We start from the raw sequence: 16,623 nt of genomic DNA, 5'->3' as shown, positions 1-16,623 counted from the left end.
GCTCTAGTAACTATAAGCTGTTTTGCACTAAATTTTTAAATTAATAATTATATTTGATTTGTGGAAGACATAGATATTAAACAAAAACTTCTTAGTCAAATATCTTTAACTGAAAAATTAATTAAAGAATATAAAGAACTAACAAAACCTATTGCCCCAGATTGTGCTATTGGTCGTGTTTCTCGTATGGATGCTATCAATAATAAAAGTGTAGTGGAAGCTTCATTAAGACAAGCCGAAAGTAAATTAAGAAATCTTCAACGTGTCTTTTCCCAGTTGGGAAGCAATGAATTTGGTATTTGTTTAAAATGCAAAAAATCAATACCGTTGGGAAGAATTTTAATCAGACCAGAGAGCTTATTCTGTGTTAATTGCGCACAATAAAAAGATATTTATTTTGTGTTTTAAATAGTTTTCAATTTTTTTAATTCAATTTTTTTAAAGAAATAGATGTTTAATAAATTTAAATTTAACTATTTGATGATTTTTTAATAAAAAAAATACTCATTTCTACTTTTTTTACACCTTTTTTTGATATTAAAATAAATCGTACTCTTTCAATTAAAAACTGATATTACTCAAGTTTTTACCTTTTCCCTTAGCGTAACTTTATACACATAAAAATAAAAGGAATAACACCGTTTTTAAAAAAATGTGTTTTTTCTATTATTAATAGTAAAGTATAAAAATATGTTTAAAATAGTTAAAAAAGAATTCCTCTCTGAAAATGTAGCAAGGTTGGTTATTGAAGCACCTTATATTGCTAAAAGTAGAAAAGCGGGTAACTTCATCATTTTAAGAATTGATAAAAATGGAGAAAGAATTCCGTTAACAATTGCAGATGCAGATATGGAGCAAGGAACAATTACAGTAATAGTCCAAAGGGTTGGAGTTTCTTCACATAAATTATGTGCTATGAATGCAGGCGAAATGCTATTAGATGTAGTTGGACCTTTAGGAACAGCAACACATATTGCAAAGATTGGTACAGTTTTATGTGCTGGAGGTGGTGTTGGTGTTGCCCCATTATTCCCAATAGTACAAGCAATGAAATTAGCAGGAAATAGAGTGATAACTGTTATTGCCGCAAGAACAAAAGACCTTGTTATTTTGGAAGATGAAATGAGAGCATATTCAGATGAATTAATTATTATGACAGATGATGGTTCTTTAGGTACAAAAGGTTTGGTAACTCAAGGAATGGAAGAGGTTATTCAAAGAGAAAAAGTAAATGAGGCAGTAGTTATTGGACCTGCTGTTATGATGAAGTTTGCTGCACTAACAACAAAAAAATACAATATCCCAACCGTTGCAAGTTTAAACACCATTATGGTTGATGGTACAGGAATGTGTGGAGCTTGTAGAGTTTCTGTTGGTGGAAAAACAGAATTTGTTTGTGTTAGCGGCCCTGAATTTGATGCACATAAAGTTAATTTTGATGAAATGTTAAATAGGTTAAAAGCCTATAAAACGAAAGAAGCAGAAGGGTACAGAGATTATTTAAAATCGTTAGAAGCAACACCTGCATTAGTTTAAACCAAAGTATTTACAAAACTAGAGTGTATTAAGATGACAAAAGAATTAGATAAAGAATATTACAAAGCTGAGCGTAAAGCCGAATGGCGAAATAAGTTACGTAAAGAAATAAAAAGTAAAGAACGCACAAATGTTGTTAGGGTTCATATGCCAGAGGCTGATCCAAATGTTCGAAATAAAAGCAATATAGAAGTTAACAAAGGATTAACTTTAGAAATGGCAGTGAGTGAATCATCTCGCTGTTTAGATTGTGTTGTGCCAACTTGTGTATCTGGTTGCCCTGTAGGTACCAATATCCCTAAGTTTGTTAAATATATTGAAAGTGGAGATATTTTAGGTGCTGCAAAAGTGTTAAAAGAAAACAATTCTTTACCAGCAATTTGTGGAAGGGTTTGCCCTCAAGAAATACAGTGCGAAGCTCAATGTGTGTATGTTAAAAAGTTAAGCAAGGAAGGGTCTGCCATTGGTTATCTAGAAAGATTTGCTGCAGATTATGAACGAGAGAGTGGTAATTCTTCTATTCCAGAATTAGCTTCCCCAAATGGTATAAAAATGGCTGTGATTGGGTCAGGACCTGCAGGATTAACGGTTGCTGGAGAATTGGCCAAATTTGGTTATGATGTAACTGTTTTTGAAGCATTGCACGATTTGGGTGGCGTTTTAAAATACGGAATTCCAGAATTTAGGCTACCAAAAGATATTGTTGATTTTGAAATCAACACAATAAAGCAAATGGGTGTGAAATTTATCACCAATTTTATTGTTGGAAAAACTGCTAGTATAAATGATTTGAAAAACGAAGGTTTTAAAGCATTCTTTGTTGCATCTGGAGCTGGACTACCTAACTTTATGAATATTCCGGGTGAGAATTTTAATGGTATTCAAAGTGCTAATGAATTTTTGACTCGGGTTAATTTAATGAATGGCGCAGATGCTAATTTTGATACACCTGTTCATACGGGTAAAAATGTGGTCATTGTTGGAGGTGGTAATACAGCCATGGATTCTGTTAGAACGGCTAAAAGAATGGGAGCTGAAAGAGCCATGATTGTGTATCGTCGTTCTCAAGAGGAAATGCCAGCAAGAGCAGAAGAAGTTAAGCATGCCATTGAAGAAGGTATTGAATTTATAAATCTTGCCTCGCCAATTGAATATTTTGCAAATGTAAATGGCATGGTTACTAAAATGAGAGTTCAAAAAATGCAGTTAGGAGAACCAGACGCTTCTGGTAGAAGACGCCCACAACCTATTGAAGGGTCAGAATATGATATTGATGTTGATAGTGTTATAATTGCAGTAGGTGTTTCTCCAAACCCAATAATTCAACAAAGTATGCCAGATTTAGAAGTAACAAAATGGAATACAATTAAAGTTGATGAAAATATGATGACTTCTATACCAGGTTTGTTTGCCGGTGGAGATATTGTTAGAGGTGGGGCAACTGTTATTCTTGCTATGGGTGATGGTAGAAAAGCAGCTCAAGGAATGCACAAATACATAAATGAAACAATTTTAGCAGAGGTTTAAATTAATACGTTATTATAATAAACTTTAAAAGTCGAGTTAATTGAACTCGACTTTTTTATTTAAAATATAGCTTAAATTTATTTAAGAAAGGGATTTGAAGTTTTTTTAATGTAAATTAACTTCATTAATAATTAGTGAAAACTAAAATTAATATTTACAAAATAGTGACACTTTATGTGAGAATATTAAGACTGAATAAAGCAAAAAAAAGAGACATTAACACTTTTTTATTAGTTTGAAGTTATACTCACTTTTATCATAGTTGAAATAGTTGGAACATTTGCACTAAAATTAGATTCTTCAATTACATTGCCATTTTCTGAATCTCCAACATTTGCTCCAGTTTGTCTCACAGGTTGATTATTTCCTGCTCCTGCAAATTCATCAACTTCAGTCCCTACATCATATAATTTTATTATATTTGTAATATCTCCAGATAGTGCTATTCCATTGGGAAATAAAGTAATATTATCTATTCCAAAAAACCAATCATTTGATTGCACCAACATCAATCCAAAAGATAAACTATCTCCTTCATTTGCAGTAAAAGTAAACGAATAGGAATTGTTTGGAAATAATGCTCCTGCCGATGAACTTCCTTTAGGAGTATTAAAAATATTCATAAATCCTGAAGGGTTACCATCTTCAGCTAAATTTTCTAAAGCAGTGTTCGCAGTATTTCTAGTTGTAAAAATTTCATTTATAGTTCCAATAGAATATGCTCCTGGAGCAAATGGTGAAACGAATCCGCTTTTAGAACTTAAATTTGTATCCATTGTAGCATTATCGCCATCTTCAGCTAATTTTTCTAAACCTAGAGAAGCTGTATTTCCTTCAGTAAACATAGGTTTTTGGTTTTCGGAATGTACTACCCAAGTTCCAGGAGCTAAAGGTGTATCTAAAGTGGATGTATCTGATATGTTATTTATAGTTACTGTAAATAATGTTCCTCCGTCATGTGTAATCATAACAGAGATTACATCTTCAATAGAAGGATATGTAAAACCATCATTTACAATATGCACACTACCATTTTCATCAGTTCCAGTATTTGGTCCCGATTGATTTATTGGTTGATTTGTTCCCATTCCTGGAGTTTCATTTACTTCAGTTCCAGCATCCCAAAGTTTAATTTGTGAGGTTATGTTTCCAGTAGTTGCGTTTCCATTACTATCATATAAAGCAATCCCAGTATCGCTTGGTGCGTAAAATAAATCGTTTGATTTTACAAACATTGTTCCGAATTGTAAATAATGACCTTTACCAGCATTAAAAGAAAAAGAAGTGCTAGTTCCAGGCGCAATACCAGATTCAGAAATTGTACCTGAATTAAAATAATCTTTTACTTCAAATACATTTTCAATAGTAACGGTAAAACTTTTTGAAATTAAATTGTCTTCATCATCGTTACATGATACTATAAATGTTAAAAGTAGGGCAATAGATAAGAGTTTAAAAATACGTTTCATAATTAAATTGTTTTAAATTAATAATACAGCAAAATTATGGTGTGTTCTAAAACTAAAGTGTTAGCTATCTAACACTTTTGAATTTTTTTAAAATTATTTCCTTTCCATTAAAGGATAAATAACCTTCTTCTTTTAAATTATTTAAAATGATATTTAATGAAGGTCTTGAAGTACCAATAAGCGTCGCAATTTCTTTTTGTGAGTAAGGGTGTTTAATTAAAATTTCTCCATTTAAGAGTTCTTTTCCGTATTCATCTTTTAGTTCTTGAATAAATTCTATGGTTCTTTTTCTTACATCTTTAAATAATATAATTTCTAATCGTCTTTCTAAACGTTTCATTCGCAAACCAATAAATTTGTATAATTTTAGACTTAAATTTCTGTTTTCTAACATTAAGTTTTCAAGTTCACCAACAGATATTGAACAAATTGAGGTGTTTTTTTCAATTGATTGGGCAAATTCATTATGCTTTGTTTCTCCTAAAATTGTTTTTTCTCCAAATATTTCACCTTTTGAAAGTATTGCTTTTACAACTTCATTCCCTTCGTCTGTGTAATATGCAATTTTAACTTTTCCTTTATCTATTAAATAAACTTTAGTAGAAGGTTCATCTGTAAAATAGATAAATTCTTTTTTAGAGTAAGAATCAAATTCATGACTTTCTTTGTAATCAGCATAGTAATGAGGGCATATAATTTTAAACAAGTTAACTTCCTCTAAATACCAAATTTTATTATCCATGAGTAATTATTGATAGTGTCTGTAATTTTTTTTAAAGCAGTAAAAAATTATAACATTCTAATAAAGTCTAAAATAAGTTATTTAACTTACACAAAAACCACTTCAATTATGTTTAATAAAAGAATGATTTTGCTATATCGTATAATTTTTTTAATTTGAAAGGTTATTTTATTTAAAATCACCTGTTGAAGGCCTTTCAAAAATTTTAAGATCAAAGTTTTTAGTTGCAGCAAACAAATGATCAAAAATATCAGCCATAATAGCTTCGTATTTTGTCCAATCTTTATTTTTACTAAAGGCATAAATTTCAATTGGAACGCCGTATTCAGTTGGAGGTAATTGCCTAACCATACAAGTCATATTGTTATTTATGTTTGGATTGCTTTTTAAGTAAGCTTCAACATAAGCTCTAAACACTCCTATATTTGTTAAATGTCTACCATTTATTAATTCAACTTTGTCGATAGAATTTTTAGAATTGTAATCATCAATTTCTTTTTGTTTTTTTTGGATGTAATTACGTATTAGATGGTATTTTTTATATCGCTCTAACATTTCATTTGAGCAAAATTTAATACTATCAATTTTAATATTTATGGCTCTTTTAATACGCCTACCTCCTGATTCTTCCATACCTCTCCAATTTGTAAATGAATCAGAAATAAATGCATAAGTAGGTATAGTAGTAATGGTTTTATCAAAATTTTGTACTTTAATAGTGGTTAAATTAATTTCAATAACATCACCATCTGCCCCATAATTTGATACGGTAACCCAGTCACCAACACGCACCATATTATTTCCTGAAAGCTGAATACTAGCTACAAACCCTAATATACTATCTTTAAAAATTAATAGTATAATTGCTGCCATGGCACCAATACCACTAAGTAAAAACAAAGGATTTTTGTCAATTATAATCGAAATTATTAGGATAGCAGCAATTGAGTACACTACTATTTTACCTAATTGACTAAAACTATAAAGAGGTTTGTCTTTAAATCGTTCAATATTAGAAAGAATTTCAGTTGCAGAATTCAAAAGAGAATTGAATATATCAACAGTTACAAAAATAATAAAAATAGTAGTTATACCTGTTAAAAAGGGTACTATAAACTGAAAATCGGCAAATATTATGGGCGCATAATTATTGAATAAAATTGCAGGTAAAAGATTTGATACCGAGTTTATTACTTTTTTATTAAAAATTATATCATCCCAAAGGGTTTTCGTTTTTAAGGTTACTTTAGGGATGATATAATTAAGTATTTTTTTACTTAACCACCATACAAATAAGCACAGCACAATGAGTAATAAAAATAAAATGATTGTTCTTGGAATATAAATAGTGTTAGCATTCATATTTAAAACGTTAACCAATAGGTTGTCTACCCAATTTGTAAAATCAAAACTCATAAGTAAAAAAATAGTTAATTAAATATATTACAACCCAAAAGCATCTTTTACTTTCTCTACATAATCTAGTTTTTCCCAAGTAAATAATTCAACATCTAGTACTTTTTCAGTACCATCTACATTTTTAAATGTTTTGGTAACAATTTCATTTTCTCTACCCATATGCCCGTAAGCAGCAGTTTCTAAATACATTGGTTGGCGTAATTTTAAACGTTTTTCAATTGCAAAAGGGCGCATATCAAAAATAGAACTTACAATTTTGGCAATTTCACCATCTGACTCTTTTACATTTGAAGTTCCATAAGTATTTACGTAAATACCCATAGGCTCTACCACACCAATAGCGTAGGAAACTTGAATTAAAACTTCATTAGCAACGCCAGCAGCCACTAAATTTTTTGCAATATGACGTGTAGCGTAAGCAGCGCTTCTATCTACTTTACTTGGGTCTTTTCCTGAGAAAGCACCACCACCGTGAGCTCCTTTTCCTCCGTAAGTATCAACAATAATTTTTCTTCCTGTTAAGCCTGTATCTCCGTGTGGCCCACCAATTACAAATTTACCAGTTGGATTTACATGATACACAATGGTATCATTAAAAAGTGTTTTTATAGAATCGGGTAATTTTGTTAGTACTCTTGGAATTAAAATAGCAATAATATCGCTTTTAATTTTGGCTAACATTGCTTCATCATTAGGACCAAAATCATCGTGTTGTGTTGAAACTACAATGTCTTTAATTCTAAAAGGTACATTGTCATCAGTATATTCAATAGTAACCTGACTTTTAGAGTCTGGGCGTAAATAAGTAATTTCGTTGTTTTCTCTTCGTAATTCAGCCAACTCTACTAATATTTTATGACTTAAATCCAACGCTAACGGCATAAAATTTTCAGTTTCTTTGGTTGCATAGCCAAACATCATTCCTTGGTCACCTGCCCCTTGTTGTTCTTTGGAATCTCTATCAACTCCTTGATTGATATCTTTTGATTGCTCGTGAATTGAAGAAAATACCCCGCATGAATTTCCATCAAACATGTATTCACTTTTGGTATAACCAATTTTGTTAATAACATCTCTAGCTATTTTTTGAACATCTAAATATGTGTTAGATTTTACTTCACCAGCTAATATAACTTGCCCTGTAGTAACTAAAGTCTCACAAGCAATTTTAGAGTTTTTATCAAAAGCTAAAAAATTATCAACTAAAGCATCTGAAATTTGATCAGCAACTTTATCGGGATGTCCTTCTGAAACAGATTCTGACGTAAATAAATATGACATAATTTTAAGTTGTTTTATTAAATTAAAGAGGTCAAATTTGATTGCTTTGGTCGTCTAAAGAAGTAAATAATTACTGCTTTAGCATTTTTTTATGAGGTTGCAATCAGTTCAAATCCTTCCTCTCAAATAATTGATTGCAAATTTACAAAAACTTAAAATCATAAAAAACAAAAATGATTTTTATTTTAAAAAGCATTAAAAAGTTTTGTGTGAGAAAAAATTAATACGTTAATTTGCGCTTTAGTTCATACACTTATTGACTATTGTTATCAAGAAAGGCAGAGGGAATGGACCCTGTGAAGCCTTAGCAACCCTTTATTTTATAGAGAAGGTGCTAAATTCTACCAATATGGATAGATAACCAAACACAATTACTTCACGTAATTCCCTGTATTTTTTTCATAACAATTTTATTTAAGTACATCAAGCCAACTATTTTGGTGTTGATAATTTATTAATAAAAATTGATGAGTCAATTAAAATACATAACAATACACAACTTTATTTCTGAAAAAGGAAAAGTTAATAAAGAGATTACACTTTCTTATCAGTTATTTGGCAAAAAATTACATTCAGCACCCATTGTTCTAATAAATCATGCGCTAACAGGAAACTCTAATGTAGCTGGTGAAAATGGGTGGTGGAAAGATGTTGTTGGAGAAAACAAAGTTATAGATACAGAAAAGTATACAGTAATAGCTTTTAATATTCCAGGAAATGGATATGATGGATGTGTAATTGAAAATTATAAAGATTTTATAGCCAAAGATATTGCTCAATTATTTTTGATTGGACTTCAAAAATTACACATCAAAGAGTTGTTTGCTATTGTAGGTGGCTCGTTAGGCGGTGGTATTGCTTGGGAAATGGCGGTATTAAATCCTGAAGTTACTAAACATTTGATTGTTGTTGCAACAGATTGGAAATCAACAGACTGGCTTATTGCGAATTGTCAAATACAAGAACAATTTTTAACAAATTCAAGTAATCCGGTTCATGATGCTCGCATGCATGCCATGTTGTGCTATAGAACTCCTGAATCTTTTAAAGAACGTTTTCAACGCTCAAAAAATGAAGACTTAGAAATTTTTAATGTTGAAAGTTGGTTGTTGCATCACGGTAATAAACTGCAAGAACGTTTTCAGTTATCTGCCTATAAATTAATGAATCAGTTATTAAAAACAATTGATGTTACTAAGGGTAGAGATGAAAATATATTAAACTCAATTAAAGCGAATATTCATATTGTTGGGGTAGATTCTGATTTGTTTTTTACTGCTGAAGAAAATAGAGAAACACAAAAAAAATTAGCATTGCTAAATCCGAATGTTACGTATAACGAAATTAATTCAGTACATGGGCACGATGCTTTTTTAATAGAATATCAACAATTAGAAAATATAATAGCACCAATTTTTAAGAAAAGCCATAGAAATAATAAAATGAAAGTTATAAAGTTTGGAGGAAAATCATTAGCAAATGGGATTGGATTAAACAATACGTTAGCTATAATTAAAAATAAAATAAATGAAGGGGAGAACATAACTGTTGTTGTTTCTGCTAGGGGAAAAACAACAGATTACTTAGAAGCTATTTTAGAAAAAGCAAAAAATAATTTACCCTATGAAGAAGAGTTTGAAGCACTTAAAGGCTACCAAACAGTAATTGATGAAACGATTGATTTTTCTAAGGAGTTTAAATTACTAGAAGAAACTTTTAAAGGTGTAAGCTTACTTGGTGATTATAGTCCAAAGATAAAAGATCAAGTGCTTTCTCAAGGAGAAATTTTATCGGGGAAATTAATTGCTTTTTTATTAAACAAGCAAGGTGTTAAAGCTAACTTTGTAGATACACGTACACTTATAAAAACCAATAATACATTTGGAAAAGCACAACCTCTTCACAGTATTTCAAAAGAAAACGTAATTGAATATTTTAACAAGAATAACAGTGGTACAACTCAAATAATAGCCGGTTTTATAGCTTCTAATTTACAAGGAGAAACCACCACCTTGGGAAGAAACGGAAGTAATTATACAGCCGCTTTGATAGCTAATTTTTTAAATGCAGAGGAACTTCAAAATTATACACATTTAAATGGAATTTACACCGCAAATCCAGATTTGGTTGAGAATGCAAAGAAAATAGAAAAACTAACCTATCAAGAAGCCAATGAAATGGCAAATTTTGGCACAGATATTTTACATGCAAAAACAATTATTCCATTAATTGAAAAAAATATTCCATTGCGAATTTTAAATACGTTTGACCTAGATAATCAAGGTACTTTAATTAGTTCTGAAACTGAAAGAGGCGGTATTAAATCATTATCAGTTCAAGAAGAAGTTGCCTTGGTAAATATAGTTGGTAGAGGTTTATTAGGAAAAGTTGGAGTTGATGGGCGAATTTTTGGTGCGTTAGCTAAAGAAAATATTAGTGTTAGTATTATTTCTCAAGGTTCTTCAGAAAGAGGGATAGGTTTTATTGTAGATGCTAAAGATGGAAATAAAGCAAAAATTACATTAGAAAAAGAGTTTGAAAAAGAATTTGAAAGTAAGGATATTAGTCAAATTTATAGTACTAAAAATGTTTCGGTAATATCAATTATAGGCCAAAGTTTGTATTCATTTAATCAGCCTTATAGCGCATTAATAAAAAATAATATAACACCTATATTAATAAACAATACGATTACAGGAGAAAATGTTTGCTTGGTGGTAAAAAGAACAGATTTACATAAAGCCACAAATGTAATTCACGGTGAAATATTTGGCGTTTCTAAAAATATTAACATTGCTATTTTTGGAAAAGGGTTGGTTGGAGGAACTTTAATAGCACAAATTTTTAAGAGCCAACAAAATATTTTAAAGCGTAAAAATATAAAGCTAACTATTTTTGCTGTTGCAAATTCAACTACTATTTTGCTAAATAAAAATGGAATTTCAACCAATTGGGAAAGTAAATTTGAAGAGAATTCTTTAAAAAATTACACGATAAATGATGTTATAAATTTTGCTGAAAAACATCATTTAGAAAATTTAATTGCCATTGATAATACTGCAAGTAGTGAGTTTGTTAAAAATTATTTAGACCTTATAGAAAATGGATTCGATTTAATTTCATCAAACAAAATAGCCAATACGGTTAGTTATTCTGAATATAAATTGCTTCGAGAAAAAATTACAGAAAACAAAAAATCATATTTATACGAAACCAATGTTGGTGCAGGATTACCATTAATTGAAACCATTAAATTATTACATGATTCAGGCGAAAATATTACAAGAATACGTGGTGTTTTTTCGGGCTCATTGAGTTATTTATTTAATAATTTTTCGGTTCAAGACAGACCATTTTCTGAAATTTTACAAGAGGCGATAGGACATGGATATACAGAACCAGATCCTCGTGAAGATTTATGTGGAAATGATGTAGGAAGAAAATTGCTGATTTTAGCACGTGAACTAGATTTACAAAATGAATTTGAAGATGTTAAAATTCAAAATTTAATTCCGGAAAATTTAAGAGAAGGAACAGCGATAGAATTTTTAGATAATTTAAATACAATGGACGCATACTATCAACGTATAAAGAACCGTCAGAAAGAAAATCATGTGCTTCGATATATAGGTGATTTATCAGGTGATTTACAGCAAGAAAAAGGAAATTTAGAAGTGAAATTAATTTCTGTTCCTGCTAATAGTGCTTTAGGTCAATTACAAGGAGCCGATGCTATTTTTGAAATTTATACAGAATCTTATGGTGAGAAACCGTTGGTTATTCAAGGAGCAGGTGCGGGTGCTGCAGTTACTGCCAGGGGTGTTTTTGGAGATATTTTAAGGTTAGCAGATAAGAGTTAAAATGTACTTAATAGTTTTTTAAAACCTGTTAGGTTGGTAATGCGTTAGCGATAGTAGTGGCACCCTTTTTTGAAATAAAATGAAAAAAAAGGTATAACGAATAGCGCGACCTGAAAGGGAACGCCCAAGAGAAGACTAAAGAAAGATGGAAGAGTGCTAGCATTGAGAAGGAGTGGTTGCTGAGTGGAGTTGAAATAGCACAACTGTAGTAATCTCTTTGTTGGAAAGCAAAAGGGAAACAACGAAGATTAAATAGAATAAGGAGCAAAAATCAAGTCTTCGTTTTAATAAAAGTAAATAATAAAACAGATAGAACAACAAATACTAAATATTATGAGTAAACATCATTTTGAAACAGACGCAATTAGAACACAATTAGAACGTTCACAATTTCAAGAACATTCAACACCTTTATATTTAACTTCAAGTTTTGTTTTTGAAAATGCTGAAGAAATGAGAGCCTCGTTTACAGAAGAAAAAGAGCGCAATATTTACTCTCGTTTTAGCAACCCAAATACTACAGAATTTGTTCAAAAAGTGGTGCAAATGGAAGGCGCAGAAGATGGTTACGCTTTTGCAACTGGTATGGCTGCAGTATTTTCTACGTTTGCAGCATTGTTAAATAGTGGAGATCATATTGTTTCTGCTCGTTCTGTTTTTGGTTCAACGCATACCTTATTTACCAACTATTTTCCAAAATGGAATATTACAACTTCTTATTTTGATATCAATAATCCTGATGAAATAGAAAGTTTAATTCAACCTACAACCAAAATTTTATATGCTGAATCTCCTACAAACCCAGGTGTTGATATTATTGACTTAGAGCTGTTAGGTAACATTGCTAAAAAATACAATTTGTTACTGGTAATAGATAATTGTTTTGCAACGCCATACATACAACAACCTATTAAATATGGAGCCAATTTAGTAATACATTCAGCAACCAAATTAATGGACGGTCAAGGGCGCGTTTTAGGTGGAGTTGTAGTTGGAAGTAAAGAGTTGATTAGAGAAATCTATTTATTTTCTCGTAATACAGGTCCGGCGTTATCGCCTTTTAATGCTTGGGTATTGTCTAAAAGTTTGGAAACTTTGGCAGTACGCCTTGAAAAACATTGTGAAAACGCATTAGAATTAGCTAAATTTTTAGAAAATCATGCAGAAGTTTCGACAGTAAAATATCCATTTTTAAAATCGCATCCTCAGTTTAAAATTGCTAAAAAGCAAATGAAATTAGGGGGGAATATTTTGGCTATAGAAGTAAAAGGAGGATTAGAAGCTGGTAAAAACTTTTTAAATACCATTAAAATGTGCTCATTATCAGCAAATTTGGGTGACACTAGAACTATAGTTACGCATCCTGCATCTACAACGCATAGTAAATTGTCAAAAGAAGAACAATTGGCAGCAGGAATTACGCCTGGTTTGGTTCGAATTTCAGTTGGTTTAGAACATATTTCAGATATAATAAATGATATTAATCAAGCGCTAAATAGTTAAATTTTATGGTTATTTAGAGTAATGTGTAAAATTTTCACACTCATTAAAACTATTACCCTATCGACTTGCTAGAGTAATAAAAAACATGTAAGTTTGCCGCTACAAAAGGAGAAACAATAAAATGATAATAGATCAAATTTTCACTTCAAGCAATACAAAATCTGAAAAGAGTTTCAAAGCTGTTAAAAATTCAGAGACGGCAACACGTAGCATTGTTAAAGCAATAAGTTGGAGAATAGTTGGTACCATTGATACCATTTTAATTTCTTGGTTTATAACGGGTAAAATTACAATGGCATTATCAATAGGGTTGGTTGAAGTTGTAACTAAAATGGTCCTTTACTTTTTTCACGAGAGAGTTTGGAATTTAATAAAATGGGGCAAGCATTAAAATAATTGATAATGAAAGATTTAAATATAGAAAAACTAAATAAAGAATTACAAGATAGAACGCCAGAGCAAATAATTTCTTGGGCATTAAGTATAGCTAAGAACCCAATAGTTACCACTAATTTTAGGCCTTATGAAGTAGCAATTTTACACGCTTGTGTTAACGTTGATGCAAATTTGAAGGTCATATGGTGCGATACGGGTTATAATACACCTCAAACATACGCTCATGCAAATGAATTGATTGATACACTAAATTTAAACATTCATTTATACGTACCAAAACAAACTTCAGCACATAGAGATGTAACTATTGGAATACCTCAAATAGATGACCCTTTACATATATTATTTACTGAGCAAGTTAAATTAGAACCCTTTAATAGAGCAATGAAAGAGCATAAACCTGATGTTTGGTTTACCAATTTACGCAAAGGGCAAACCGCTTTTAGAAATAGTATTGGTGTTGTTTCATTAAGTAAAAACGGAATTCTAAAAGTGAGTCCGTTTTATCATTGGACAGATGAACAGTTAGACAGTTACTTAAAAGTAAATGAGCTCCCAAATGAGTTTACTTATTTTGACCCAACAAAAGTTTTAGAAAATAGAGAATGTGGATTGCACTCATAAAACCGTAAAAATGACAGATAAATTACATATTAACGATTTAGAAAACGAAGCAATTTACATTATGAGAGAAGTTGCTGCACAATTTGAAAAACCTGTATTGTTGTTTTCAGGAGGAAAAGATTCAATTACCTTAGTTAGATTGGCTGAAAAAGCCTTTTATCCGGCTAAAATACCATTTCCTTTAATGCATATTGATACAGGACATAATTTTCCAGAAACGATTGCATTTAGAGATAAATTAGTTGAAGAATTAGGCTTAGAATTAATTGTTAGAAATGTTCAAGATTCTATTGATCAAGGAAAAGTAAAAGAAGAAACAGGAAGGTATTCAAGTAGAAATATGCTACAAACTACTACACTTTTAGATGCAATTGAAGAATTTAAATTTGATGCTTGTATTGGAGGTGCTCGTAGAGATGAGGAAAAAGCAAGAGCTAAAGAACGTATATTTTCAGTACGTGATGACTTTGGTCAATGGGATGAAAAAAATCAACGACCAGAACTATTTGATATGTTAAATGGAAATATTGATTTGGGACAAAATGTACGTGTTTTCCCAATTTCAAATTGGACTGAATTAGATGTTTGGACTTATATTGAAAATGAAAATTTAGAGATTCCTTCAATTTACTTTGCACATAAACGAGCTGTTTTTATTCGTGATGGAATGATTTGGTCTCACTCAGATTTTGTGTATAAAGATGAAGAAGAAGAAGTAGAAGAACGCATGGTTCGTTTTAGAACGGTGGGTGATATGAGTTGTACCGCAGCGGTAGATTCTTATGCTGCAACAATTAGTGAGGTTGTTGCTGAAATTAGAGATTCAAGTATTTCAGAACGTGGTGCTCGAATTGACGATAAACGTTCTGAATCTGCAATGGAAAAACGAAAACAACAAGGGTACTTTTAGGCAATTGATAATTAACAATTAAATATGAATAATGTCATTCTGAAAATGTCATACTGAGCTTGTCGAAGTGTAGTTTCAGAACCTCATAATAATATAAAGAATGGAAGTTTTAAAAATAGCAACAGCAGGAAGTGTAGATGATGGTAAAAGCACCTTAATAGGTAGATTATTATACGACACAAAATCATTAACAGAAGACAAACTAGAAGCCATAGAACGTAGTAGCAAACAAAAAGGCTATGACTATTTAGATTTTTCATTAGCCACTGATGGTTTAGTTGCAGAGCGTGAACAAGGTATTACAATTGATGTAGCTCATATCTATTTTTCAACAAATACAAGAAGCTATATAATTGCCGATACTCCAGGCCATGTAGAATACACCAGAAATATGGTAACAGGAGCCTCAACATCTCAAGCTGCTATTATATTAATTGATGCAAGACACGGTGTTATAGAACAAACGTATCGTCACTTTTTTATCAATAATTTGCTTCGTATTAAAGATGTAATTGTAGCTATTAATAAAATGGATTTGGTAGCTTTTTCTGAAGAAAGATACAATGAAATAAAAAGTGATTTTCAAAAGCTAGTTGCAAAAAGTGATTATGAAAATCAAAATATTACATTTATTCCTGTTAGTGCTTTAAAAGGTGATAATGTTGTTGAGTCATCAACTATAATGACATGGTATAAAGGACAAACTTTACTGGAACATTTAGAAAAATTAGATACAAAAGATATCTATAACAATGGGAAAATGCGATTTCCAGTTCAATATGTAATTAGGCCAAAAACAGCAGAATTTCATGATTATAGAGGTTATGCAGGGAAAGTATATGGAGGTGAAATAAAAGTTGGTGATGAAGTGGTTGTATTACCATCAAAAACAAAAACAAGGGTTAAAGAAATTAACTTTAATGGAAAAAAATACAACAGTGCAGCTCGTAGATCTTCAATTTCAGTAGTATTGGAAAATGATGTGAATGTTAGCAGAGGTGATATGATTGTAAAAGTAAACGAATTACCTAAAATTGAAAAACAATTTACAGCAACTCTATCATGGATGTGTAACAAAGAACTAACAGCAGGAGCTAAGTATATATTACAACATGGAGTTCATAAAGTGTTAGCTAAAGTAAGTGCTATAAACAATAAAATTGAAACAGATTTTTCAGGTGTTAAAACCAATATTTCTAGTTTGCAAATGAACGATATTGCTTCTGTATCATTACAACTAAATAAACCTATTTTTTTCGATTCATTTAAAGAACACAGAACAAACGGAGCCTTTATTTTAATAGATTCTCAAACAAATAATACCGTTGGTGTTGGTTTTATAAGGTAAAATTAAAA

The 16,623-nt window shown here is 30.7% G+C and carries 13 protein-coding genes and 1 riboswitch; of the genes, 9 read left to right on the top strand and 4 right to left on the bottom strand.

The window, feature by feature from the left end; translation table 11 throughout:
* Positions 1–60: 60 nt before the first annotated feature.
* The 3 genes from Lupro_RS13695 (at position 61) to gltA (ending at position 3,063) form a co-directional block, all read left to right on the top strand.
* Positions 61–384 (top strand): TraR/DksA family transcriptional regulator, encoded by a 324-nt coding sequence (locus tag Lupro_RS13695; RefSeq protein ID WP_068207554.1) that lies wholly within the window; start codon positions 61–63, stop codon positions 382–384.
* Between the two features lie 306 nt (positions 385–690).
* A complete protein-coding gene (locus Lupro_RS06435; RefSeq protein ID WP_068207551.1) occupies positions 691–1,536 on the top strand; it encodes a sulfide/dihydroorotate dehydrogenase-like FAD/NAD-binding protein in 846 nt (281 codons plus the stop codon).
* A gap of 33 nt (positions 1,537–1,569) precedes the next feature.
* On the top strand, positions 1,570–3,063 hold the full coding sequence (gltA, locus tag Lupro_RS06430; protein ID WP_068207548.1) for an NADPH-dependent glutamate synthase: 1,494 nt from the start codon (positions 1,570–1,572) through the stop codon (positions 3,061–3,063).
* 230 nt (positions 3,064–3,293) lie between these two features.
* Here gltA and Lupro_RS06425 read toward each other — a convergent pair whose 3' ends face one another.
* The 4 genes from Lupro_RS06425 to metK all read right to left on the bottom strand — a co-directional run bounded on the left by Lupro_RS06425 (position 3,294) and on the right by metK (position 7,974).
* A complete protein-coding gene (locus Lupro_RS06425) occupies positions 3,294–4,532 on the bottom strand; it encodes a spondin domain-containing protein (protein ID WP_068207545.1) in 1,239 nt (412 codons plus the stop codon).
* Positions 4,533–4,596: 64 nt separating this feature from the next.
* The gene (locus Lupro_RS06420; RefSeq protein WP_068207542.1) at positions 4,597–5,274 is read right to left on the bottom strand and encodes a Crp/Fnr family transcriptional regulator; all 678 of its coding nucleotides are present in this window, start codon (positions 5,272–5,274) and stop codon (positions 4,597–4,599) included.
* Between the two features lie 168 nt (positions 5,275–5,442).
* Positions 5,443–6,690 (bottom strand): mechanosensitive ion channel family protein, encoded by a 1,248-nt coding sequence (locus tag Lupro_RS06415; protein WP_068207540.1) that lies wholly within the window; start codon positions 6,688–6,690, stop codon positions 5,443–5,445.
* Positions 6,691–6,717: 27 nt separating this feature from the next.
* Positions 6,718–7,974: a methionine adenosyltransferase gene (gene metK, locus Lupro_RS06410; RefSeq protein WP_068207537.1), complete on the bottom strand. Its 1,257-nt coding sequence runs from the start codon at positions 7,972–7,974 to the stop codon at positions 6,718–6,720.
* A gap of 263 nt (positions 7,975–8,237) precedes the next feature.
* A riboswitch (SAM riboswitch) is annotated at positions 8,238–8,338 on the top strand.
* 103 nt (positions 8,339–8,441) lie between these two features.
* Here metK and thrA point away from each other — a divergent pair.
* The 6 genes from thrA (at position 8,442) to Lupro_RS06380 (ending at position 16,615) form a co-directional block, all read left to right on the top strand.
* Positions 8,442–11,834 carry a bifunctional aspartate kinase/homoserine dehydrogenase I gene (gene thrA, locus Lupro_RS06405; RefSeq protein WP_418001099.1) on the top strand — a complete coding sequence of 1,131 codons (3,393 nt, stop codon included), beginning with the start codon at positions 8,442–8,444 and terminating at the stop codon, positions 11,832–11,834.
* A gap of 333 nt (positions 11,835–12,167) precedes the next feature.
* Positions 12,168–13,337, top strand: coding sequence for a trans-sulfuration enzyme family protein (locus Lupro_RS06400; RefSeq protein WP_068207529.1), 1,170 nt, complete (start codon positions 12,168–12,170; stop codon positions 13,335–13,337).
* 121 nt (positions 13,338–13,458) lie between these two features.
* On the top strand, positions 13,459–13,728 hold the full coding sequence (locus tag Lupro_RS06395) for a DUF2061 domain-containing protein (RefSeq protein WP_068207526.1): 270 nt from the start codon (positions 13,459–13,461) through the stop codon (positions 13,726–13,728).
* Between the two features lie 11 nt (positions 13,729–13,739).
* Positions 13,740–14,357, top strand: a complete 618-nt coding sequence (locus Lupro_RS06390) for a phosphoadenosine phosphosulfate reductase domain-containing protein (RefSeq protein ID WP_068207522.1) — start codon at positions 13,740–13,742, stop codon at positions 14,355–14,357.
* Between the two features lie 10 nt (positions 14,358–14,367).
* Entirely contained in the window at positions 14,368–15,267 is a 900-nt protein-coding gene (gene cysD / locus Lupro_RS06385; protein WP_068207519.1) for a sulfate adenylyltransferase subunit CysD, read from the top strand.
* 100 nt (positions 15,268–15,367) lie between these two features.
* Complete coding sequence (locus Lupro_RS06380) at positions 15,368–16,615, top strand: sulfate adenylyltransferase subunit 1 (RefSeq protein WP_068207516.1); 1,248 nt, start codon at positions 15,368–15,370, stop codon at positions 16,613–16,615.
* The last annotated feature ends 8 nt before the right edge of the window (positions 16,616–16,623 follow it).

It is taken from the genome of Lutibacter profundi, assembly GCF_001543325.1.
GTDB classification, from domain to species: domain Bacteria; phylum Bacteroidota; class Bacteroidia; order Flavobacteriales; family Flavobacteriaceae; genus Lutibacter; species Lutibacter profundi.
This window is presented reverse-complemented; position numbering and strand designations above follow the sequence as displayed.

Bases quoted from the DNA above. Each gene is read 5' to 3' on its own strand.
- Lupro_RS06435 (WP_068207551.1), top strand. From the start codon at position 691: ATGTTTAAAATAGTTAAAAAAGAATTCCTCTCTGAAAATGTAGCAAGG.
- gltA (WP_068207548.1), top strand. From the start codon at position 1,570: ATGACAAAAGAATTAGATAAAGAATATTACAAAGCTGAGCGTAAAGCC.
- Lupro_RS06425 (WP_068207545.1), bottom strand. From the start codon at position 4,532: ATGAAACGTATTTTTAAACTCTTATCTATTGCCCTACTTTTAACATTT.
- Lupro_RS06420 (WP_068207542.1), bottom strand. From the start codon at position 5,274: ATGGATAATAAAATTTGGTATTTAGAGGAAGTTAACTTGTTTAAAATT.
- Lupro_RS06415 (WP_068207540.1), bottom strand. From the start codon at position 6,690: ATGAGTTTTGATTTTACAAATTGGGTAGACAACCTATTGGTTAACGTT.
- metK (WP_068207537.1), bottom strand. From the start codon at position 7,974: ATGTCATATTTATTTACGTCAGAATCTGTTTCAGAAGGACATCCCGAT.
- thrA (WP_418001099.1), top strand. From the start codon at position 8,442: ATGAGTCAATTAAAATACATAACAATACACAACTTTATTTCTGAAAAA.
- Lupro_RS06400 (WP_068207529.1), top strand. From the start codon at position 12,168: ATGAGTAAACATCATTTTGAAACAGACGCAATTAGAACACAATTAGAA.
- Lupro_RS06395 (WP_068207526.1), top strand. From the start codon at position 13,459: ATGATAATAGATCAAATTTTCACTTCAAGCAATACAAAATCTGAAAAG.
- Lupro_RS06390 (WP_068207522.1), top strand. From the start codon at position 13,740: ATGAAAGATTTAAATATAGAAAAACTAAATAAAGAATTACAAGATAGA.
- cysD (WP_068207519.1), top strand. From the start codon at position 14,368: ATGACAGATAAATTACATATTAACGATTTAGAAAACGAAGCAATTTAC.
- Lupro_RS06380 (WP_068207516.1), top strand. From the start codon at position 15,368: ATGGAAGTTTTAAAAATAGCAACAGCAGGAAGTGTAGATGATGGTAAA.